The sequence below is a fragment of the Micrococcus sp. KBS0714 genome (assembly GCF_002008305.4).
GTDB lineage: Bacteria > Actinomycetota > Actinomycetes > Actinomycetales > Micrococcaceae > Micrococcus > Micrococcus luteus.
Window position 1 is genome coordinate 990931 of the sequence record NZ_CP042169.1, and the last position, 19786, is coordinate 1010716.

Below are 19786 nucleotides of genomic sequence, written 5' to 3' on the forward strand. Positions count from 1 at the left end.
GGGTGTGCACCGGCCCGCCCGATCTGGCAGAATGGCACGGTACTGAGCGTGAGCCCGGACGACCCTCTATGCTCCGCTGCGCTCCGTTCCGTGTGCCAGGTCGTCGACGCCCGCTGCCCCCACGCGGCGTCGTGCCCCGGCCCCCCAGATCCACTGAAGGAGAACCACACTCGTGGCTGTCAAGATTCGTCTGAAGCGGTTCGGCAAGATCCGCGCCCCGTTCTACCGCGTCGTCGTCATGGACTCGCGCACCCGCCGCGATGGCCGTGCCATCGAGGAGATCGGCAAGTACCACCCCACCGAGGAGCCCTCGTTCATCGAGATCGACTCGGAGCGCGCCCAGTACTGGCTCTCCGTCGGCGCCCAGCCGACCGAACAGGTCGCCGCGCTGCTGAAGGTCACCGGTGACTGGCAGAAGTTCAAGGGCGAGTCGGGCGCCGAGGGCACCCTGAAGTCCAAGTCCGAGAAGGAGGCCTTCGTGGCCCCCGAGAAGGGCTCGGTCATCCTGCCGGAGGAGCCGAAGCAGGAGGAGGCCCCGGCCGAGTCCGAGCAGGCCGCCGAGGCTCCGGCCGCTGAGGCCCCGGCCGAGGACGCCGAGAAGTCCGAGTGACCATGCTGACCGAGGCCCTCGAGCACCTGGTGCGCGGCATCGTGGACACGCCCGAGGCGGTCCGTGTGGACGCCCGCTCCCAGCGGCGCGGCGACATGCTGGAGGTCCGCGTGGCCCCCGAGGACCTGGGTCGCGTGATCGGCCGCCAGGGTCGCACCGCCACCGCGCTGCGCACCGTGCTGGACGGCCTGGCCGGCCACCCCGTCCGCGTGGACGTGGTGGAGACCGACCGCCGCTCCTGACGGCCCGTGACGCACGGCCCGCCCGCCCCTCACCGGGCCGGCGGGCCGTCGTCGTCTGCGGCCCCGCCCCCTCCCGCCACCGACCGTCCCACCCAGGAGAGCCCATGAGTCCCGCAGCCCAGGACGACCTCGTCCGCGTCGCCCGCATCGGCAAGCCGCACGGCATCCGCGGCGAGGTGACCGTGCAGGTCTTCACCGACGACCCGGACGCCCGCTTCGCCCCCGGCGAGCGACTCGTGGTGCGCGACGGCGCCCCGGGCCTGCCGGCGGAGCTCACCGTCACCCGGGCCCGGTGGAACAAGCAGATCCTCGTGGTCGGCTTCGAGGAGTCGCCGGACCGCAACGTCGCCGAGACCCTGCGCGGCGCCCAGCTGTTCGCCGTTCCCGCCGCGCCCGAGGAGTCCGACGAGTGGTACGAGGAGGACCTCGTGGACCTCGAGGTGCGGGTCGACGGCGAGCGCGTCGGCGTCGTCACGGCCCTGACCACCGGGGCGGTCCAGGATCTGCTGCACGTCGCGTTGGACGGCGTCGAGGAGGAGGCCCTGGTGCCCTTCGTCGAGGAGATCGTCCCGGAGATCGACCCCGAGGCCGGCGTGCTCGTGCTGACCCCGCCGCCGGGGCTGCTCGAGCTCGCCACCGGCGAGGACGAGGGCGCCGCAGACGGGCCCACCGATGCGGATGCGGAGGACTGAGCGGTGCGCTTCGACGTCGTCACGATCTTCCCCGAGTACCTCGCGGTGCTCGACGTCTCGCTGCTGGGCCGTGCCCGCCGCGAGGGCCTCGTGGACGTGCACGTCCACGACCTGCGCGACTTCACCTTCGACCGGCACCGCACCGTGGACGACACGCCCTACGGCGGCGGCGCCGGCATGGTGATGAAACCGGAGCCGTGGGCGCTCGCGCTCGAGCACGTGGCGGCCCAGGGGCCCGTGTCACCGGCCCCCGCCGAGTCGTCGTCGGCGGAGCCGGGGGACCGCCCCGTGCTGCTCGTGCCGACGCCCTCGGGGGAGCGCTTCACCCAGCGGTTCGCCCGGGAACTGGCGGGCCGGGAGCACGTGGCGATCGCGTGCGGCCGCTACGAGGGGATCGACGAGCGCGTCTTCGGCTGGGCCGAGGAGCTCTTCGAGGTGCGGCTGGTCTCGCTGGGCGACTACGTGCTCAACGGCGGCGAGGTCGCGGCGCTGGCGATGATCGAGGCCGTCGGCCGCCTCGTGCCGGGCGTCGTGGGCAACCCGGCCTCGCTCGTCGAGGAGTCCCACGAGGACGGCCTGCTGGAGTACCCGGTCTACACCAAGCCCGCGGACTGGCGGGGCCGTGCGGTGCCGCCCGTGCTGCTCTCGGGCGACCACGGCAAGGTCGCGGCCTGGCGTCGGGCCCAGCAGGAGGAGCGCACGCGCGAGCGGCGACCGGACCTGTGGGCGGCGTACGACTCCGAGGACTGACCCGCCGCGCCCGACGGGCCGGAGGGGCGTCGCGGCGTCATCGGCTGTGGCATAATGGATCCTCGTGTCCGCCGGACGCCCGACCTGCCACAGGGGGCGCGCGTCAACGGATCGGACCCCGGGACCGCACCCCACGTGCGGAGCCCGGCCCTCGGCTCGGGACCCGGCCCCCTCGTCATGCGGACGTGGACGGACCGTGCGCCCGCATACCACGCGGTTGACCTGTGGCATCCGCCAGGAGAGACGACATGCACATTCTCGACTCGTTCGACAAGAAGACACTGCGCGACGACATCCCGGAGTTCGCTCCCGGCGACACCGTCAAGGTGCACGTGAACATCATCGAGGGCAAGACCGCCCGCGTCCAGGTGTTCCAGGGCTACGTGATGGGCCGTCAGGGCCACGGCGTGCGGGAGACCTTCCGCGTCCGCAAGGTGTCCTTCGGCATCGGCGTGGAGCGCGTGTTCCCGGTGCACTCCCCGGTGATCGACAAGATCGAGGTCGTCACCAAGGGCGACGTGCGCCGCGCGAAGCTCTACTACATGCGCGACCGCCACGGCAAGGCCGCCCGCATCCGCGAGAAGCGCGTCGACGCCAAGTGATCATCCCGGTCGGCCCCGCCGGCCGGTGATCGACCCATGCGCACCTCGGAGCCCCGTGACCCCCGCCGGTCACGGGGCTCCGTCGCGTCCGGGGCCGGTTCCTCCCCGGGCACGACGGCGGCCCCCGCCTCCGGCGCGAGCCGCTGGTGGGCGTGGCTCGGCCTGACCGTGGTGGCCGCCGTCGTGGTGGCCGCGGTGCTGCGCGCCCTCACCGGGCCCGTCTACCTCATCCCCTCCGGGTCGATGGAGCCGACCCTGCAGCCCGGTGACCGCGTGCGGGTGGACGCCGCCGCGGCCGGCGGGCAGGGACTGCACCACGGGGACGTGGTGGTGTTCGACGGTGCCGGCAGCCTGGCGCCGTACCGTTCGGCCGGATCGCTGGAGCGCGGTCTGGAGGACGTCGCCCGGTGGTGGGGCGTCGGCGCGGCCGAGGACGTGTTCGTCAAGCGCGTGCTGGCCCTGCCGGGGGACCGTCTCGAGTGCTGCGCCCCGGACGGGCGGCTGCTGCGCGAGGGCGAGCCGCTGGACGAGCCCTATCTCGGCAGGCCCGTGACCGCAGACGAGCCGGCCGCGGCGGGGACCTGGTCCTTCGAGGTGCCCGACGGGCGCATGGTCGTCCTGGGCGACCACCGCGCCGCCTCCCGGGACTCCCGCGCACTGCTGGGCGCCCCCGGCGGCGGGCTGATCCCGCTCGAGCGGGTCGAGGGCCGGGCCGCGGAGATCGTGTGGCCCCTGTCCCGCCGCGGGACCGTGGACGCCCCCTCCGGGGACACGCCGTGACGGGGCGCCGCACCGCGCTGATCGCGGCCGCCGTGACCGTACTCGCCTGCGTGCTGGCGTGGGCCTTCCTGGCGCGCATGTACGCCATCCCGTCCTCGTCCATGGAGCCCGGGCTGCGGGCCGGCGACCGCGTGGTCGCCACGCTGCTCACCCCGGATCCGTTCCCGGTGCGCCGCGGTGACGTGGTGGTGTTCGAAGACACGAAGGGCTGGCTGCCCGGGGGCGGCCACGTGATCAAGCGGGCCGTCGGGCTGCCGGGGGACATCGTCTCCTGGACACCCGGCGAGGAGACGCTGCGCGTGAACGGGGTGCCCGTGGAGGAGCCGTACCTCGCGCCGGGGGAGACGCCCGCGCAGGAGGCGTTCGAGGTGACCGTGCCTGCGGGGCGACTGTGGGTGCTCGGTGACCATCGCTCGGCGTCGGCGGACTCCCGCGCGCACCGCGCCGGGCCCGGGGGCGGGTTCGTGGCCCTCGACGACGTGGTGGGCCGCGCCCGGTTCGTGGTCTGGCCGCTGGACCGGATCGGCGGCGCCGGCACCGACCCCGACGCGTTCGCCACCGTGCCGGACGCGCCCGCGCCGGAGGCTCGCACGTGACCGCCCGCCGGGGCGGTGGCCGGCCGACGGTGCGCGCCGGCCTGGACGTCGAGGCGGGGCTGGCCGCGCCGGCCCTCGCCGCGCGGGGAGCGGACCGGGTGCTGGTGGCGGGCATGGACGAGGTGGGCCGGGGCGCGCTGGCCGGGCCCGTCGTCGTCGGGGTGTGCGCCGCGTGGCTGCCCGCCGCCGGGCAGATCCCTCCGGTGCGCGACTCCAAGGCGCTCACGGACCGACGCCGGCGCGCCCTGGTCCCGCAGATCGAGGACTGGGCGGCCGGGGTGGCGCTGGGCGAGGCCGGCCCCGCGGAGATCGACGCGCTGGGGATCTCGGCGGCCCTCGGCCTCGCCGGGCGACGGGCGTGGGCGGCGCTGTGCGCCGCGGTGGGGCAGGAGCCGGTCGCCCTCGTGCTCGACGGCCGGGACGACTGGCTGAGCCGCTCCGATCCCGACGCCGGCCCCGCGCCCGCGCCGCGCCCGCTGCCGCCCGAGCCCACGATGCTGGTGCGGGCCGAGGACCGGTGCGCGACGGTGGCGGCCGCGTCGATCGCCGCGAAGGTGGCCCGCGACGACGTCATGATCGCCCTCGACGCGGCGCACCCGGGGTACGGATGGGCCGGGAACAAGGGGTACGGCTCAGCCGCGCACCGGGCCGCCCTGGCCGAGCGCGGGGCGAGCGAGCAGCACCGGCGCAGCTGGAACCTCGGGCTGCCGGGCGCGCCCGCGCAGGCGCCGCCCACGCTGTTCGACTGAGCCCCCGGGGCCGGGCGAGGCCGCCCGTTCGACGTGCGACCCCCGGACGGGGGAGGATGGAGGCCGTGCGTGCCCGGACTGTCGCGGGTGCGCGGCGAACACTGAGGAGGCATGTCATGAGCGCAGACGACGTCGAGGACTTCGAGGCCGAGGCCGAGCTGCTGCTCTACCGCGAATACCGGGACGTGGTGGGCCTGTTCCGCTACGTCGTGGAGACCGAGCGGCGCTTCTACCTCGCCAACGACGTGCGGCTGACGCCCCGCCAGGCGGACGGGGACGTGTTCTTCGAGATCCTGCTCGAGGACGCCTGGGTGTGGGACGTGTACCGCACGCAGCGGTTCATCAAGCGCGTGAAGGTGCTGACCTTCAAGGACGTGAACATCGAGGAGCTGCCCACCGAGGACCTGACGGTCCCGCCGGACGGCCAGCTGCCGAGCTGACCCACCCCTGAGCGGTCCAGAGGACGGGACGCAGACGTCCACTCCTGCACAGGCGTCCGGCCCCGCACAATCCCCGCCGCCGCCCACCCCGCGGCCTCGCCCGGGACCACCCTGGTGCCCAGGAGGTGGTCGGGATGACGGGGACCGCGGAACAGGTCGGGGCGCAGCCGCCCGGAGAGAGGCGCGCCAGCCGCGCGCACACGGCGCTGGGCCGGTTCGGTGAGGACGCCGCCGCGCGCTGGCTCGCCGAGCGCGGCTACGTGATCGCCGACCGCAACTGGCGGGGCGAGGCCGGAGAGCTGGACATCGTGGCCCACCACGCCGGCTGGTGGGTGGGCGTCGAGGTGAAGACCCGCTCGGGCCTGGCCTTCGGCGACCCGTTCGAGTCGATCGACCGGCGCAAGCTCACCCGGCTGCACCGCCTCACCGCGGCGTGGGTGCGGGCCCACGCCGCGGACCGCCGGGGGACGCCCTGGCGCGTCGACGCCGTCGCCGTGCTGGTGCCGCGCACGGGCGGGATCCGCTTCGATCTGCTGCAGGACGTGCGGCCGTGAGCGGCATCGGACGCACCCGCTCCATCACGCTGGCGGGTCTGCGCGGGGAGGTCGTGCACGTCGAGGCGGACATCGCCCAGTCCCTGCCCGGGTTCACCCTCCTCGGCCTGCCGGACCAGGCGCTGCAGGAGAGCCGGGACCGCATCCGCTCCGCCGCGCGCAACGCCGGACTGCCCCTGACCCGGCGGCACCTGACCGTGAACCTGCTGCCGGCGGGGGTGCACAAGCGGGGTGCGTGCCACGACCTGGCGATCGTCCTGGCGGCCTACGCCGCGGACGGGCGGGTGCGGAACGTCGAGGGGCCCGTGTTCCTGGCCGAGCTCGGCCTCGACGGCGCCCTGCACCGCTCGCCGGAGACCGTGGCGATGGTGATGGCCGCCGTCGACGCGGGGTGCTCCGAGGTGGTCGTCGCCGAGGATGCGGAGGCCGAGGCCCGACTGGTCCCCGGCGCCGAGGTCCGCGGCTTCGCCCATCTGCACGACGTCATCCGCGCCTTCGGCGGGGAACCGGACGGAGAGCCGCCCCACCGCCCGGCCCGACGGCAGGTGACAGCCCCGGAACCGGAGCCGACCCGTGCGGTGCCCGACCTGGCCGAGGTCGCCGGACAGGCCGAGGCCCGGTTCGCGCTCGAGGTCGCCGCGGCCGGCGCCCACCACCTGCTGCTCATGGGCGCCCCGGGGGCGGGCAAGACCATGCTCGCCGAGCGCCTGCCCGGGATCCTGCCGCCCCTGGACCGGCGCACCGCGCTCGAGTGCGCCGCCCTGCGCTCCCTTCGCGGCGGCGACGCCCGGGTCCGGCGCAGGGGCGGGACGTCCCAGGGGTTCGACGGCGAGATCGACCGGACCCCGCCGTTCGAGGCACCCCATCACTCGGCGTCCCGCTCGGCCCTCGTGGGCGGCGGCAGCGGCCTCGCCCGGCCGGGAGCGGCCTCCCTCGCCCACGGCGGCGTGCTGTTCCTGGACGAGGCCCCCGAGTTCGAACGGCGCACCCTCGAGGCGCTGCGCCAGCCCCTCGAGTCCGGGGAGGTGCTGCTGCACCGGGCCCTCGGCGCCGTCGTCTACCCGGCCCGGTTCCAGCTGGTGCTGGCCGCCAACCCCTGCCCGTGCGGCAAGGGCGGCGGCACGGGCGTCGAATGCCGGTGCAGCGTGCCCGAACGCCGCCGCTACGCCCAGCGGCTCTCCGGGCCGCTGCTGGACCGCGTCGACCTGCAGGTCACCGTGCGGCCCGTCGAGGCCAGGCAGCTCACGGGGGCGCCCGCCTCCGAGACCACGTCACAGGTGGCCGTCCGGGTCGCCGCCGCCGCCGACCGGCAGGCCCGGCGCTGGGCCACCGCCGCCGAGCGTGGGGTCGTCCCGCCTGGGCTGCGCCGCAACGCACACGTCCCCGCCGGGGTGCTGCGGCACGGCCCGTACGCCGTGCCCCGGGCGGCCCGCCGACCCGCGGACGACGCCGTCGACCAGGGCCTGCTGAGCGCGCGCGGCCACGCCCGCGTCCTGCGCCTCGCCTGGACCCTGGCAGACCTGCGCGGCGCCGAACGGCCCGCACCCGAGGACACCGACGTGGCACTCACGCTGCGCCACCAGAACGAGGAGGACGCATGACCACCCACGTCACCCCGGCGGCAGACCACGTCGCCGGGCCGCGCCGGCCGGACGCCGCCCGGCTCGCCCGCGCCGCCCTGACCCGGCTGGTCGAGCCCGGGGACGCGCTCGCGGTGCAGACCGTCACGGCGCTGGGGCCGGAGCGGGCGCTCGCCCTGCTCACGGGCCGGGAGACGATCCAGCCCGCCGAGCGCGATCTGCTCGCCGATCTCGCCGGCGCGCCCGACACGCTGCCCCGGCGCTGGGCCGCGGGGCTGGCCCGCTGGGCGCCCCGGGCCGCCCGGCTGGAGCCGGAGCGTGACCTCGTGACTCTGCACCGGCTCGGGGGAGGCCTGCTGATCCCCGAAGACGACGCCTGGCCCGCCGCCCTGGCGGACCTGGGCGAGGAGGCGCCCCTGGGCCTGTGGTTCCGCGGCTCCGGAACGCTGCCTCCCGCGGACCGGATGCTCGCCGTCGTCGGCAGCCGGGAGGCGACCGCGTACGGACGGACCGTGACCGCCCGCTGCGCCGCCCACGCCGTCCAGCAGGGCGCGTGCGTGATCTCCGGCGGTGCGTACGGCATCGACGGCGCCGCCCACCGGGCCGCGCTGCAGGCGCCCGCCGCACCGGAAGACGCGGCGGATCGCGACGGCGTCCCGCCCACGGTGGCGGTGCTGGCCGGCGGCCTCGACCGGTTCTACCCGGCCGGCCACGAGGACCTGCTTCGCGCGGTGATGGCCGCCGGGCTGCTCGTGTCCGAGATGCCGCCCGGTGCGAGTCCCACGCGGTACCGGTTTCTGCAGCGCAACCGGGTCATCGCCGCGCTCGCGGGGGCCGTGCTGGTGGTCGAGGCGCGCTGGCGGTCGGGGGCGCAGAACACGGCGGGCCACGCGTTCGGCCTCGGCCGCGAGGTGGGCGTCGTCCCCGGCCCCGTGACCTCGCCCAGCTCGGCCGGCTGCCACCGTCTGCTGCAGGAGAGCCCCGCCCGTCTCGTGACCACCGAGCAGGAGGCCCTCGCCCTGCTCGGTCAGGGGCCCGCCCGGAGCGGCGACACGGGCGGGAGGACCTCCGCCCGGGCAGCTCCCGAGCCCGCCGCAAGGCCCACCGACGGGCTCACGATGGAGGAGGCCCTCGTCCACGAGGCGCTGCCCCTGCGCCAGGCCGTGCCCGCCGACCGGATCACCGTCAGCGCCGGGCTCGCGCTGCCCACCGTCCTGGCCTGCCTGTCCCGGCTGCAGCGGGCGGGCCTGGCCGAACGGGTCGAGGACCGGTGGCGGCGGGGATGACCTCCGGCCGCGTGCTCCCGGGCGGCGCCGCCCTGGGGCGGATGGCAGAGTGGGGGGATGGCCCCGTCGTCCTCCGTCCGTCCCGCCCCGGCCCCGCGCGCCCCCTCGCCCCGGGACACGGCCTGGCTCGAGGCGTTCGAGGAGCACCTGCGCCACGAGCGGAACCGCAGCCCCCAGACCGTGCGCGCGTACCTCGCCGATCTGCATTCCCTCATCGACTACGTCGCCGGCACAGCCGCCACCGCGGGGACGCCCCCCGTGGACGACGATGCTCCCGCTCGCCACGGGCCCAGCGCACCGGACGTCCTCCCCGAGCTGGACATCGAGGACCTGCGCGGCTGGTTGGCGGCCATGAGCGGGTCCGGCCTCGCCCGCGCGACCCTGGCCCGCCGGGTGGCCGCCGTCCGCACCTTCACGGCCTGGCTGCGCCGCGAGGGCCTGCGCTCCGACGACCCCGCCCTGCGGCTGCGCTCGCCCCGGCCCGAGGGGACGCTGCCCCACGTGCTCCAGGAGCAGCAGGCGACCCGGCTCCTCGCGGCCGCCCAGGAGCGTGTGGACGCGGCCGCCGCGGGCGACGACCCCGCCGCCCACGCGCTGGCCCTGCGGGACGCCGCCCTGCTCGAGCTGCTCTACGCCACGGGCGCCCGGGTGGCCGAACTCTCCGCCCTGGACGTGGACGACCTCGAGGCCGGCCGCGGCGTCGTCCGGCTGACCGGCAAGGGAGACCGGCAGCGCACCGTCCCCTACGGCGCACCCGCGGGCCGCGCCCTCCAGGCGTGGGAGCGGCTCGGTCGCCCCCGCCTGGCCCGGCCGGACTCCGGCCCCGCCCTCTTCCTCGGCGCACGCGGCGGCCGGCTGGGGGTGCGCCAGGCGCGCACCGTCGTCGACCGGGCGCTCGAGGGCCTGGGGGACACCGCGGCCCGCGGGCCGCACGCGCTGCGCCACACGGCCGCGACCCACCTCCTCGACGGCGGCGCCGACCTGCGCAGCGTGCAGGAGCTGCTGGGCCATGCATCCCTGCGCACCACGCAGGTCTACACGCACGTCTCGATCGATCGCCTCCGCGAGGGCTACCGGCAGGCCCACCCACGCGCCTGACGCCTCCCCGGAGCGCCCCCGGCCCCTCCACTGCGCCACCGCGACACGCGCGGCGGCGCACCGCCTCGTTGCCGGCCCGGCATCCCTGGTGCACAATGGCCCCAGGATCCACCGGAGCCGCGACGTGGTCGTAGGGGAAGACGCACCGCATCGCACCCTCGGAGGCATCCATGACCAGCACCCATACCCGCGGCGTGGTCCACATCCTCTCCGCCCCCACCGCCCTCTGCCCCCACGTGGAGTGGGCGCTGAGCTCCGTGCTCGGCCCCGCGACCTCGGTGGAGTGGGAGGGTCAGCCGGTCGCGCCCGGCCAGCACCGCGCCGAGGTGCACTGGACGGCGCCCGCCGGCACCGGCGCGCGTCTGGCCTCCGCCCTGCGTGGCTGGCCGCACCTGCGCTTCGAGATCACGGAGGAGCCGTCCGCCGGGGTCGACGGCTCGCGCTGGTCCCACACCCCGGACCTCGGCATCTTCCACGCCACCACGGACGTCTCCGGCAACATCATGGTCTCCGAGGACCGCATCCGGTACGCCTACGAGGCCGGTGCGGGCGACCCCAGCGTGCTGATGCACGAACTCTCCCTCGCGCTCGGCGAGGCCTGGGACGATGAGCTCGAGCCGTTCCGGCTGGCCGCCGCCCACGCCAACGTGCGCTGGCTGCACCGCGCTGTCTGAGCCTTCGCCCGGCCGGCGGCGCTCCGGCTCAGACGCTGCGGAACACGGCCACCGCGTTGTGGCCGCCGAACCCGAACGAGTTCTTCACGGCCACGCGCGGCCCCTCGGGCAGGCGGGCGGGGGAGCCGGTGACCACGTTCAGCGGGATCTCCGGGTCCTGGTGGTCCAGGTTGATGGTCACGGGCGCCTGGCCGTGGTGCACGGCGAGCACGGACAGGATCGACTCGATCGCGCCTGAGGCGCCCAGCAGGTGGCCGGTCTGGGACTTCGTGGCCGAGACCTGCACCTGGTCCAGGTGGTCGCCGAACACGGCCCGCATGGCCAGGTACTCCGGGGCGTCGCCCTTGGGTGTGGACGTCGCGTGGGCGTTCACGTGGCACACGTCCTCGGGGGTGATGTCGGCCGACCTCAGGGCGGCGCGCATCGCACGGGTCGCGCCCAGGCCCTCGGGCTCGGGCGCGGTGATGTGGTGGGAGTCGGAGCTGACGCCCGCGCCGGCCAGCTCGGCGTACACGCGCGCGCCGCGGGCCTTCGCGTGCTCCTCCGACTCGATCACCATGACGCCGGCGCCCTCACCGAGGACGAAGCCGTCGCGGTCCACGTCGTAGGGGCGGGACGCGGCCTGTGGGTCGTCGTTGCGCTTGGACAGCGCCTGCATCGCGGCGAACGCGGCCATCGGCAGCGGGTGCACGGCGGCCTCGGCGGCGCCGCAGATCACGACGTCGGCCTGGCCGGAGCGGACGAGCAGCAGCGCGGTCTCGAGCGCCTCGGTGCCGGCGGCGCACGCGGACACCACCGTGCGGGCGCCGGCACGGGCGCCGAACTCGAGGGAGAGCGCGCCGGCGGCGCCGTTGGGCATGAGCATCGGGACGGTCATGGGCAGCACGCGGCGCGGGCCGCGCTCGCGCAGGGTGTCCCAGCCGTCCAGGAGGGTCCACACGCCGCCGATGCCGGTGCCGAAGGCCACGGCGAGCCGGTCGCCGTCGACCTCCGCGCCCTCGAGGCCGGCGTCCTTCCAGGCCTCGCGCGCGGCGACGGTCGCCATCTGGGTGGCCGGGTCCTGGCGTTTCTGCTCCACCTTGGAGAGGACCTCTGAGGTGGGCACGGCCAGCTCGGCCGCGAAGGTGACGGGCAGCTCGTACTTCTCCACCCAGTCGTGTTCCATGGTGCGCGCACCGGAGACGCCCTGCAGGGCGTGGGACCAGAAGGTGGGCACGTCGCCGCCGATGGGCGTGGTGGCGCCGAGGCCGGTGATCACTGCGGTGCGGGTCATGGGTCTGCTGCCTCTGGGTCTCGAGTGGGGATCGGGCGGAGGGGTGTCGTCGGCACGATGCGCGGCGCTCGCCGGGGTGCCGGAAGTCGAGGGTGTCGGGGGCCGGGGGCGCTCACGCGCCCCCGGCGCTCACCGAGGGGACGGGGCGGGCCGGGCCCGCCGCCGTCGTGGGCCGATCAGGCCTGGGCGCCGTCGATGAAGTCGACGGCGTCCTGGACGGTCTTGAGGTTCTTGACCTCCTCGTCCGGGATCTTCACGCCGAACTTGTCCTCGGCGTTGACCACGATGGTCATCATCGAGATCGAGTCGATGTCCAGGTCGTCCGTGAAGGACTTCTCCGGCTGCACCTCGGCGGTGTCGAGACCGGTCTCCTCGTTCACGATCTCGGCGAGGCCGGCGAGGATCTCTTCCTTGGAAGCCATGGGGCGTCTCCTTCGGTAGGGGTGTGAGGTGTACGTGGACAGTGAATCAGACGGCGCCGCCTCAGGGGAGGCGGACCACCTGGGCGCCGTAGACCAGCCCGGCGCCGAAGCCGATCTGCAGGGCCAGGCCGCCGGAGAGCTCGGGGTTCTCCTCCAGCAGACGGTGCATGGCCAGCGGGATGGACGCGGCCGACGTGTTGCCGGCGTCCGCGATGTCCCGGGCCACGACGACGGACTCCGGCAGCTTCAGCTGCTTGGCGAACTCGTCGATGATCCGCATGTTGGCCTGGTGCGGGATGAACGCGGCGAGGTCCTCGGGCTCCACGCCCGCGGCGTCGAGGGCCTCGCGGGCCACCTTCGCCATCGACCACACGGCCCAGCGGAAGACGGAGGGCCCGTCCTGGCGCAGCGTGGGCCAGAGCATCCCCTCCGCGCCGGTGATCGCCGAGGCGTCGCCCGTGGTGCGGGCGTGCTCCACGGCATCGCGCAGCTCCAGCTGCGAGTGCGTCATGGAGATCGTGGACCAGCGCTCCCCGTCCGAACCCCACACCGAGGGGGAGATGCCCGGCTCGTCCGCGGCCGACACGATCACGGCGCCCGCGCCGTCGCCCAGCAGGAAGGAGATGGAACGGTCCGTGGGATCCACGACGTCGGAGAGGCGCTCGACGCCGACCACGAGCACGTGCCGCGCGGTGCCGGAGCGCACGAGCGCGTCGGCCTGGGCCACGCCGTAGCAGTAGCCGGCGCACGCGGCGGAGACGTCGTAGGCGGGTGCCGGGGTGGCCCCGATCTCGTGCGCCACGAGGGCCGCGGCCGAGGGGGTGGCGTGCGGGAAGGTGACGGTCGAGACGATCACGGCGTCCAGGTCCGAGCCCTGCAGGCCGGCCCGCTCGAGGGCCTCCCGGGCGGCGCCCACGGCCATGACGGGCACGGTCTCCTCCGCCGTGGCGCGCTGGCGTGTGACGATGCCGGTGCGCTGGCGGATCCACTCGTCCGACGAGTCGATGGGGCCGATGAGGTCCTCGTTCGGGACCAGGTTCGCCGGGCGGTAGGCGCCCACGGCCACGATGCGGCTGGCCGCGGGGCGCTCGTGCTGCTTCAGGGTGACGGTCATGGTGCCTCTCTCTGCCGGGCGGTGCGCGGGGTTCAGGCCGAGTGCTCGGCCAGGAACGCCCGCGCGGCGTCCAGGTCCTCGGGGGTCTTCACGGCGAGCTGCGCTGTGCCCTTGAGGCCGCGCTTGGCCAGTCCGGTCAGTGTGCCACCGGGCAGCAGCTCCAGGACCCCCGTGACCTGCCGCGCGGCCATGGTCGCCATGCACAGGTCCCAGCGGACCGGGCGGGTGACCTGGTCCACGATCCGGGCGAGCACGTCCGTGCCGGACTCGACGGTCTCGCCGTCCCGGTTGGACAGCAGGGGCAGGCGCGGGTCCGAGGGGGAGAGGCCGGCGACGTGGGTCGCGAGGTCGTCCACGGCGGGGCGCATGTGCTCCGTGTGGAACGCGCCGGCCACCTTGAGCGGGATCACGCGGGCGCGGGCGGGGGCGGACTCGGCGAGCGCGCCGAGGGCCTCCGCGGTGCCGGCGGCGACGATCTGGCCGGCGCCGTTGACATTGGCGGGCGCCAGGCCCGCCGCGTCGATGGCCGCGAGGACCTCGTCCTGGTCCCCGCCCACGACGGCGGCCATGCCCGTGGGCGTGGCCGCGGCGGCCCGGGCCATGCCGGTGGCGCGCACGCGCACCAGGGAGAGGGCCTCGGCGGGGGACAGCACGCCGGTGACGGCGGCCGCGGTGACCTCGCCCACGGAGTGGCCGGCCACGACGGTCGACTTCGGTGCGGCGGCGTCCGCCTCGAGGGCCGCGGCGGCCACCAGGCCGGCCGCCACGATCAGCGGCTGGGCGACGGCGGTGTCCTTGATGGTCTCCTCGTCCGACTCGGTGCCGTGGCGGATCAGGTCCACGCCCGCGGCGTCGGAGAGGGATGCGAGCAGGTCGCGGGTCCCGTCCAGCTCGAGCCAGGGGGCGAGGAAGCCGGGCGTCTGGGACCCCTGTCCGGGGCACACGATGGCAAGCATTCCTCCATCGTGTCAGGATCGGCCGCCATCCCGGGCAGATCGCGCCACGAAGCACGGCCAGTGGGTTTGGAGGGTTTCTACAAGTGGGGGGGCGCCGCCCCGGCTCAGTCCGAGCCTGTCCCGGTCGTCGGCCGCGCCCCCGCGAGCCGGCCCAGGGTGATCGCGGTCTGCAGGACGTACGCGTCGCGAGGGACCAGCGGGTCCCAGCCGGTCACCTCGGCCACCCGCTTGAGGCGGTACCGCACGGTGTTCGCGTGGACGAACAGCTCGCGGGCCGTGCCCTCGAGCGAGTGGCCCAGCGCGCCGTACGCGTCCACGGTCTCCAGCAGGGAGGTGCCGGCGTCGGCCAGGGGCGTGAACACCCCGTCCACGAGGGCCTCCCGGGCCGTGGGGTCGCCCAGCAGCGCCCGCTCGGGCAGCAGGTCCTCCGCCGGGGTGGGCCGGCTCGCCCGGGGGTGGGCGGCCGCGGCGCTGAGCCCGGCGAGGGTGTGCCGCGCCGAGACGTGCGCCGAGACCAGCGAGTCCACGACGGGTCCCACGATCACCGGTCCCGGCGCGAACCAGGGCGCGAGCGCCTCGCCCACCGCCCGCGCGTCCCGCACCGAGCCGACCACGAGGACGAGCCGTTCGGACTGCACGCCCACGAGCAGGTCGCAGTCGAGCCTCGCCGCGGCCCGCCGCAGGTCCGGGATGAACGCGGGCTTGTCCTGCCCCGGGGCGAGACCCGCCATGACCATCACGTCGTGGTCCCCACGCCAGCCCAGCGCGGTGGCCCGGTGCCGGATCTCGTCCGGGTCCTGCCCGCGCAGCACCGCGTCCAGCAGGACCGACTCGAGCCGCGAGTCCATCGCTCCGCGCATCTCCGCGGCCCGGGCGTACACGTCTGCGAGCGCGAACGCGACCTCGCGCGAGTAGTGGAGGATGTGCTCGCGGACGGGCGCCTGGTCGCGCTCGGCCAGCAGCTCCGGCACCCGCGTCTCGACGACGTCCACCATCGTCCGGATGAGCTGGAGGGCCCGCTGCAGCGAGATCGCCCGGGTGAGATCGGTGGGCGCGGGCCCGAAGACGTCCTGCAGGACGTGGCCCGTGGAGGTGGGCCGCTCGAACCACGTGAGGAAGCCCTGCAGGGCGCGCTGGGCCACGAGCCCGAGGGCGCTGCGCTCGTCCGGGGTGAGTCGGCGGTACCAGGGCAGGGTGGCGTCCAGCCGCTGCAGCACCGCCGTGTTCAGGGCCCCCAGGTGGCTCCTGAGGCGGGCCAGCCCGTCGGTGCTCACGGGGCGAGGGGCGGCGGGGCGGGGCTCGGGCATGCGCTTCATCCTAGGCGCGTGTTGTGGGGTTCCTACAGCGACGACGCCGGCCGCTCGCCTCCCTGGCGGAGGCGAGCGGCCGGCGTCGGGACGGGAGGGCGTCGGCCTCCCCGCGGCATGCGGGTCAGGCGTCGCCGCCCGCGATGCCGGTGGTGCCGGCGTTGACGTCGTCCAGGCGGTACTTCTCGTGCGCCTTCGCGGCCGTGCCCCGCTCGACCTCGCCCTCCTCCTCGAGGAGCTGCAGCGCGCGGACCACCATCGAGTGAGTGTCGATGAGGAAGTACCGACGGGCGGCGGCGCGGGTGTCCGCGAAGCCGAACTCGTCGGCGCCGAGCGCCGAGAAGCGGTTCGGCACGAACGGGCGGATCTGGTTCGTCCACGAGGTGGAGTAGTCCGAGGTGGCCACGATCGGGCCCTCGGCCCCCTGCAGCGCCTGCGTCACGTAGGGCACGCGCGGGGTGGCGGACGGGTCCTTCAGGGCGTCCTTCTCCGCCGCGACGGCGTCGCGGTACAGCTCGTTGTAGGAGGTTACCGACCACACGGAGGCGTTCACGCCCCACTCCTCGGAGAGGATCCGCTGGGCGTCGAGCGCCCACGGCACGGAGACGCCGGAGCCCAGGAGCTGGACCTTCGGGCCGTCGCCCTGGCCCTCGGAGAGACGGTAAATGCCCTTGAGCAGGCCCTCCACGTCGAGGCCCTCGGGCTCCTCGATGTGGGTGATCGGCTCGTTGTACACCGTGAGGTAGTAGATGACGTTGCGGACGTCGTCCCCGCGGTCGTGGTCGCCGTACATGTCCTCCAGGCCCTGGCGCACGATGTGGGCGATCTCGTACGAGTACGCCGGGTCGTAGTGCTTCACGGCCGGGTTCGTGGACGCCAGGACGGGGGAGTGACCGTCCATGTGCTGGGTGCCCTCGCCGGCGAGGGTGGTGCGCCCGGCGGTGGCGCCGATCATGAAGCCGCGCGCGAGCTGGTCGCCTGCGGCCCAGATGTTGTCCGCGGTCCGCTGGAAGCCGAACATCGAGTAGAAGATGTACACCGGGATCATCGGCTCGCCGTGCGTGGAGTACGCCGTGCCGATCGCGTTGAACGCCGCGGTGGCGCCGTCCTCGTTGATGCCGACGTGGTAGATCTTCCCCTGCGGGGACTCCTTGTAGGACAGGAACAGGTCCCGGTCCACGGACAGGTAGTTCTGGCCCTTGGGGTTGTAGATCTTCGCGGTCGGGAAGAACGAGTCCATGCCGAAGGTGCGGGCCTCGTCCGGGATGATCGGCACGAAGCGCGGTCCCATGTTCTTGTCCCGCATCAGGTCCTTGAGCAGGCGCACGAACGCCATGGTCGTGGCGGCCTGCTGCTTGCCCGATCCCTTGCGGGCCTGCTTGTACGCGGACTCCGGGGGCAGCGGGATCGCGTGGTAGTCGCTGCGCCGCTCCGGCACGAAGCCGCCCAGCTCCTTGCGCCGCTCCATCATGTACGTGATCTCCGGGGCGTCGGCGCCCGGGTGGTAGTACGGGATGTTGTACGGGTCCTTCTCGATCTGCTCGTCCGAGATCGGGATGCGGTGGCGGTCCCGGAACACCTTGAGGTCGTCCACCGTCAGCTTCTTCATCTGGTGCGTGGCGTTGCGACCCTCGAAGGACTTGCCCAGGCCGTAGCCCTTGATGGTGTGGGCCAGGATCACGGTGGGCTGGCCCTTGTGCTCCATGGCGGCCTTGTAGGCGGCGTACACCTTCTTGTAGTCGTGGCCGCCACGCTTGAGGCCCCAGATCTCGTCGTCGGTCATGTCCGCCACCATCTCCTTGGTGACGGAGGACCGGCCGAAGAAGTGGTCGCGCACGAAGCCGCCGGACTCGGCCTTGTAGGTCTGGTAGTCACCGTCGAGCGTCTCGTTCATGATGCGCACGAGCTCGCCCTCGTCGTCGGCCTCGAGCAGCGGATCCCACTCGCGGCCCCACAGGACCTTGATGACGTTCCAGCCGGCGCCCCGGAAGTAGGACTCCAGCTCCTGGACGATCTTGCCGTTGCCGCGCACCGGCCCGTCGAGACGCTGCAGGTTGCAGTTGATGACGAAGGTGAGGTTGTCGAGCTTGTCGTTGGCCGCGATGTGCAGCTGGCCGCGCGACTCCGGTTCGTCCATCTCGCCGTCGCCGAGGAAGGCCCACACGTGCTGGTCGGAGGTGTCCTTGATGCCGTTGTTGTGCAGGTACCGGTTGGTCTGCGCCTGGAAGATGGCGTTCATCGGCCCCAGGCCCATGGACACGGTGGGGTACTGCCAGAAGTGCGGCATCATCCGCGGGTGCGGGTAGGAGGGCAGGCCGTGGCCCTGGCGGGACTTCTCCTGGCGGAAGCCGTCGAGGTCCTCCTCGGTCAGGCGGCCCTCGAGGAACGCGCGGGCGTAGTTGCCCGGCGAGGAGTGGCCCTGGAAGAAGATGTGGTCGCCGCCGCCCGGGTGGTCCTGGCCGCGGAAGAAGTGGTTCAGGCCCACCTCGTAGAGGGTCGCCTGGCCTGCGTAGGAGGAGATGTGACCGCCGACGCCGACGCCGTCGCGCTGGGCGCGCTGCACGAGGGCCATGGCGTTCCACCGCAGGTAGTTGCGGTAGCGGCGCTCGAGCTCCTCGTCGCCCGGGTACTCCGGCTCCTGGTCCGCCGGGATCGTGTTCACGTAGTCCGTGGTGGTCACGTAGGGCAGGGCGACGGACTGGGCGCTCGCGCGCTGCATGAGGGAGCGCATGATGTACTGCGCCCGCTCCGTGCCGCGCTCCTCGATGAGTCCGTCGAGGGACTCGATCCACTCCGACGTCTCCTGGGGATCCTTGTCCGGGAGCTGGTCGGTCAGACCGCTGCGGATCTGCGAGCTCTCTTCGGCTGCGCTCACGGTGCCTCCTGGTTCTCGTGCGGAGGGGTGCTCCGCGGTGGGCTGCGGGCAGACGATCCGGTCCGGGCCCGCGACGCCGAGCCGGGCGCGTCGCCCGGAGAGTGCGTCTGTTCCTCCCCAGAGTAGACCGGAGCCGCCGCGTCCGCCCGGCCGGAGGCCCCGGAACGGCGGCGTCCACGGCGTATGGTGGTCATCATCACCCGCTCGACGGCGCGGGCCGCAGTGCCCGCCACCATCAAGGAGGACCGGACACTATGCAGGCTGGGTCGACGCCGACCTCGACGGACAGCGCCCTGCTGGCGGAGCTCGCCCTCTCGAGGGGCGACCTGGTGCAGGAGTGGGGGTACGACGACGACGTCGACGTCACCTTCCGCGACGCGCTCGAGGACGCGCTCGGCGAGGAGCTGCTGACCGAGGACGACCAGGAGCCGGCGGACGCGGTCCTCTTCTGGTGGCGCGCGGACGACGGCGACGTCATGGATCTCGCGGACGCCCTCGTGGACGCCCAGCGCTCCCTCGATGCCGGCCCCGTCTGGATCATGACCCCCCGCAAGGGGCGCCCCGGCCACGTCAGCCCGGCGGACGTCGCCGAGGCCGCCTCCACCGCGGGCCTGCACGCCACCACCGGGGCCGGTGCCTCCGAGGACTGGGCCGCTCAGAAGCTCGTCCAGAAGCGCGGTGGCTGAGCCCCCGTCCGGCGGGACGCGGGGCGCCGACGTCGTCCCCGCGCTGCGCGACGACCACGGCCAGACGTGGCCGTGGCCGCCGACGCGCGGGCCCCAGGACGCCGCCGGGCCGCGGGGCACGTGGCTCGTCTTCCTGCCCGGGGCGTTCACGCCGGTGTGCACGGACGAGCTCGGCTGGATCGGGGCGCTCGCCGAGGACGTGGCGGTCGACGATGTGGCTGTCCGCGTGGTCTCGTGTGATGCCGCCCCCGTGCTGCGCCGCGTCCGCGAGGAGCTGGCACTGCCGGAGCCGCTCACCCTGCTCTCCGATTTCTGGCCCCACGGCGCGGCCTGCCGTGCCCTCGACGTCTTCGACGTGGAGACCGGGCGGCCCCGCCGCGTCTCCGTGCTGCTCGACGCGGACGGGGTCGAGGCCGCGCGCGTGGTCGCCGCCCCGGGACAGGCACGCACCCGGAGCGAGCACGAGGCGGCGACGCGCGACCTGCTCGCGGACCGGTAGC

22 protein-coding genes are annotated in these 19786 nt (G+C 74.5%); 16 read left to right on the forward strand and 6 right to left on the reverse strand.

The genetic code is table 11. From position 1 onward, the window contains the following. Positions 1-172 precede the first annotated feature (172 nt). From rpsP to B1A86_RS04575, 14 genes are all read left to right on the forward strand, one after another. Positions 173-610, forward strand: coding sequence for a 30S ribosomal protein S16 (gene rpsP / locus B1A86_RS04510; RefSeq protein WP_036340115.1), 438 nt, complete (start codon positions 173-175; stop codon positions 608-610). Positions 611-612: 2 nt separating this feature from the next. Then, positions 613-852 (forward strand): RNA-binding protein, encoded by a 240-nt coding sequence (locus tag B1A86_RS04515; RefSeq protein WP_029248213.1) that lies wholly within the window; start codon positions 613-615, stop codon positions 850-852. A gap of 104 nt (positions 853-956) precedes the next feature. Continuing rightward, complete coding sequence (gene rimM / locus B1A86_RS04520; RefSeq protein ID WP_078026062.1) at positions 957-1544, forward strand: ribosome maturation factor RimM; 588 nt, start codon at positions 957-959, stop codon at positions 1542-1544. 3 nt (positions 1545-1547) lie between these two features. Next, positions 1548-2294 carry a tRNA (guanosine(37)-N1)-methyltransferase TrmD gene (gene trmD / locus B1A86_RS04525; protein WP_020625067.1) on the forward strand — a complete coding sequence of 249 codons (747 nt, stop codon included), beginning with the start codon at positions 1548-1550 and terminating at the stop codon, positions 2292-2294. Between the two features lie 248 nt (positions 2295-2542). Continuing rightward, entirely contained in the window at positions 2543-2896 is a 354-nt protein-coding gene (rplS, locus tag B1A86_RS04530; protein ID WP_041103137.1) for a 50S ribosomal protein L19, read from the forward strand. A 36-nt stretch (positions 2897-2932) separates the two neighbouring features. Next, positions 2933-3676 carry a signal peptidase I gene (lepB, locus tag B1A86_RS04535; protein ID WP_041103135.1) on the forward strand — a complete coding sequence of 248 codons (744 nt, stop codon included), beginning with the start codon at positions 2933-2935 and terminating at the stop codon, positions 3674-3676. Continuing rightward, complete coding sequence (gene lepB / locus B1A86_RS04540; RefSeq protein ID WP_036312832.1) at positions 3673-4272, forward strand: signal peptidase I; 600 nt, start codon at positions 3673-3675, stop codon at positions 4270-4272. Before lepB (B1A86_RS04535) ends, lepB (B1A86_RS04540) begins: the two co-directional genes overlap by 4 nt. After that, positions 4269-5021 carry a ribonuclease HII gene (locus tag B1A86_RS04545; protein WP_036312829.1) on the forward strand — a complete coding sequence of 251 codons (753 nt, stop codon included), beginning with the start codon at positions 4269-4271 and terminating at the stop codon, positions 5019-5021. The genes lepB (B1A86_RS04540) and B1A86_RS04545 overlap by 4 nt, the downstream gene beginning before the upstream one ends. A 116-nt stretch (positions 5022-5137) precedes the next feature. After that, complete coding sequence (locus tag B1A86_RS04550) at positions 5138-5461, forward strand: DUF2469 domain-containing protein (RefSeq protein WP_002853817.1); 324 nt, start codon at positions 5138-5140, stop codon at positions 5459-5461. 134 nt (positions 5462-5595) lie between these two features. Then, positions 5596-6015 carry a YraN family protein gene (locus B1A86_RS04555; RefSeq protein ID WP_078026063.1) on the forward strand — a complete coding sequence of 140 codons (420 nt, stop codon included), beginning with the start codon at positions 5596-5598 and terminating at the stop codon, positions 6013-6015. Further along, positions 6012-7616: a YifB family Mg chelatase-like AAA ATPase gene (locus B1A86_RS04560; RefSeq protein WP_078026064.1), complete on the forward strand. Its 1605-nt coding sequence runs from the start codon at positions 6012-6014 to the stop codon at positions 7614-7616. The genes B1A86_RS04555 and B1A86_RS04560 overlap by 4 nt, the downstream gene beginning before the upstream one ends. Then, the gene (locus B1A86_RS04565) at positions 7613-8881 is read left to right on the forward strand and encodes a DNA-processing protein DprA (protein WP_078026065.1); all 1269 of its coding nucleotides are present in this window, start codon (positions 7613-7615) and stop codon (positions 8879-8881) included. The genes B1A86_RS04560 and B1A86_RS04565 overlap by 4 nt, the downstream gene beginning before the upstream one ends. 57 nt (positions 8882-8938) lie before the next feature. Further along, positions 8939-9979 (forward strand): tyrosine recombinase XerC, encoded by a 1041-nt coding sequence (locus tag B1A86_RS04570; RefSeq protein WP_078026066.1) that lies wholly within the window; start codon positions 8939-8941, stop codon positions 9977-9979. Positions 9980-10149: 170 nt separating this feature from the next. Beyond that, positions 10150-10653, forward strand: a complete 504-nt coding sequence (locus tag B1A86_RS04575; RefSeq protein ID WP_036340144.1) for a DUF3145 domain-containing protein — start codon at positions 10150-10152, stop codon at positions 10651-10653. A 28-nt stretch (positions 10654-10681) separates the two neighbouring features. On the opposite strand, the gene fabF is transcribed toward B1A86_RS04575, so the two are convergent. The 6 genes from fabF to aceE form a co-directional block, all read right to left on the reverse strand. Further along, positions 10682-11926 (reverse strand): beta-ketoacyl-ACP synthase II, encoded by a 1245-nt coding sequence (gene fabF, locus B1A86_RS04580; protein WP_041103123.1) that lies wholly within the window; start codon positions 11924-11926, stop codon positions 10682-10684. A 176-nt stretch (positions 11927-12102) separates the two neighbouring features. After that, positions 12103-12348 (reverse strand): acyl carrier protein, encoded by a 246-nt coding sequence (locus B1A86_RS04585; RefSeq protein WP_010078906.1) that lies wholly within the window; start codon positions 12346-12348, stop codon positions 12103-12105. A 61-nt stretch (positions 12349-12409) separates the two neighbouring features. Continuing rightward, positions 12410-13462 carry a beta-ketoacyl-ACP synthase III gene (locus tag B1A86_RS04590; RefSeq protein WP_036340151.1) on the reverse strand — a complete coding sequence of 351 codons (1053 nt, stop codon included), beginning with the start codon at positions 13460-13462 and terminating at the stop codon, positions 12410-12412. Between the two features lie 32 nt (positions 13463-13494). Then, on the reverse strand, positions 13495-14418 hold the full coding sequence (locus tag B1A86_RS04595; RefSeq protein ID WP_078026067.1) for an ACP S-malonyltransferase: 924 nt from the start codon (positions 14416-14418) through the stop codon (positions 13495-13497). A 104-nt stretch (positions 14419-14522) separates the two neighbouring features. Further along, the gene (locus B1A86_RS04600; RefSeq protein ID WP_060974030.1) at positions 14523-15725 is read right to left on the reverse strand and encodes a CdaR family transcriptional regulator; all 1203 of its coding nucleotides are present in this window, start codon (positions 15723-15725) and stop codon (positions 14523-14525) included. 124 nt (positions 15726-15849) lie between these two features. Further along, a complete protein-coding gene (aceE, locus tag B1A86_RS04605; protein WP_063190367.1) occupies positions 15850-18600 on the reverse strand; it encodes a pyruvate dehydrogenase (acetyl-transferring), homodimeric type in 2751 nt (916 codons plus the stop codon). A gap of 254 nt (positions 18601-18854) precedes the next feature. Between aceE and B1A86_RS04610 the strand changes: the two genes are divergently transcribed. Continuing rightward, entirely contained in the window at positions 18855-19286 is a 432-nt protein-coding gene (locus B1A86_RS04610; protein WP_036340159.1) for a DUF3052 domain-containing protein, read from the forward strand. Continuing rightward, on the forward strand, positions 19279-19785 hold the full coding sequence (locus B1A86_RS04615; protein WP_036312792.1) for a redoxin domain-containing protein: 507 nt from the start codon (positions 19279-19281) through the stop codon (positions 19783-19785). Before B1A86_RS04610 ends, B1A86_RS04615 begins: the two co-directional genes overlap by 8 nt. Position 19786: the final 1 nt, after the last annotated feature.